1 protein-coding gene and 1 pseudogene are annotated in these 1,558 nt (G+C 40.1%); both read right to left on the bottom strand.

The annotated features are described in order from the left end of the window. Window positions 1-961: EF-hand domain-containing protein (locus KF816_17565; GenBank protein ID MBX3009837.1), on the bottom strand; the 961-nt coding region annotated here is incomplete at its 3' end. A gap of 1 nt (window position 962) precedes the next feature. Continuing rightward, window positions 963-1,346: pseudogene (locus tag KF816_17560) on the bottom strand (protein kinase). Window positions 1,347-1,558: the final 212 nt, after the last annotated feature.

Below are 1,558 nucleotides of genomic sequence, written 5' to 3'. Positions count from 1 at the left end.
CAGTGCCTTTAGCTCCAGCACCCTTAGGATCCCCCGTTACTTTAACAACATTAATCATCATTTTTTCAAATTCCTCAAACGAGATTTCTCCGTCGTCATCTTGATCGACTTCTTTAATCATTTTGATAGCAGTCTCTTCATCTAGGTTTCCCAAAGCATCTTTAATCTCCTCAATAGAAATGGTACCAGAACCATCCTTATCGAACATCTTGAAAGCCTGCTTTAGCTTTTCTTTTGACATAAGTTGTTGCTCATTCATGGTAGCCATCAAGAACTCAGAATAATCAATAGCACCGGAGCCATCGGTATCAATAGCATTAAATAGTTTATCAAGCTCTTCATCATCGATAGGAATACCAAAGTGTTCTTCGTACCCTGAGGATATCTCTTCTTTACTAAGCATTCCGTCGTTGTTCTTGTCCATCGCTGCAAATATTTCCTCCATCTTGTCTGTTTCTTCCTTCGTCAGGCATGTCTGCACGATGTAGGCCAGTGTCGCCTGCTTTAGCTTCTGCTCTGCCCTGAAGTTCTTCAGGTTGCTCAGCGCCTTCGACGCCAGCGACTTCTTCACCTTGTCCACTTTAGCGAATTTCTTGAACCACACGTGGTCGAGGGCCTCGCCTGCGCTGATCCGCTTGTCAGGGTCGTAAGTGAGGCATTTCTTAACAAGGTCTACTGCTTCTTCGGAAACATCATCCCACTCAGGCTCATCAAGCGTATATTTTCCTTTCTTAACAGCATCAATAATTTTCTTGTCGTCGGAGCCATTGAATGGTGGATAACCAACTAACAATATGTATAGAATAACCCCCAAAGACCAAATATCGCACTTCTCATCATAATTCTTATTCAATACATCCGGTGCAATATAGTATGGTGTACCGTATCTCTCTTCCATCTTCTTTTTACTACCTCTTTCGTATATTTGAGCCGTACCGAAATCAATAATTTTTATCTTCATGCTATTTCTTACCTCCTAAATTTTCAGATGTCACAGTGCTTTCAAGCAACAAGTTCTCAGGCTTTAGGTCTCTGTGAACAATATTGCTTGCATGACAATAATTGATACCTCTGAAAACTTGCTGCATGATATTGGCGGCATCTTTCTCGGTGAAATCCCCATAAAAGTCTTCGTCCGTGATCTTCTCAAACAGCTCACCACCTGTCAAAAATTCTGTTATGATGTAATAATACTTTTTATCTTCGAAAATCTCATATAGCTTGATGATATTCGGATGATCCAGTTGTCTTAGTATCTCCGCTTCATTCTTGAGTTTCTTCCTTTCGTCGTCTGCTAAGGCTTTCTTCTTAATAATTTTTACTGCGCGCAATTCACCCGAGTCTCTGACATATCACTTTCGTACTTCTCCGTATGCGCCACTTCCTATCTTTCTTGTGATCTTATAAATGTCTTTGATAGGTTCTTTGCGAGTTTCTACAAACATTTTCTTGGAGATCTTGACTTGGTCTAAACCGTGTATAATGTTGTCAACCGGCTCCATTTCGAAATATCCTAGATTTATTTGCAAATATTATAAGTGATTAGTTTATTGTCAAT

The organism is Melioribacteraceae bacterium, from assembly GCA_019638015.1.
GTDB lineage: Bacteria > Bacteroidota > Ignavibacteria > Ignavibacteriales > Melioribacteraceae > JAHBUP01.
This window is presented reverse-complemented; position numbering and strand designations above follow the sequence as displayed.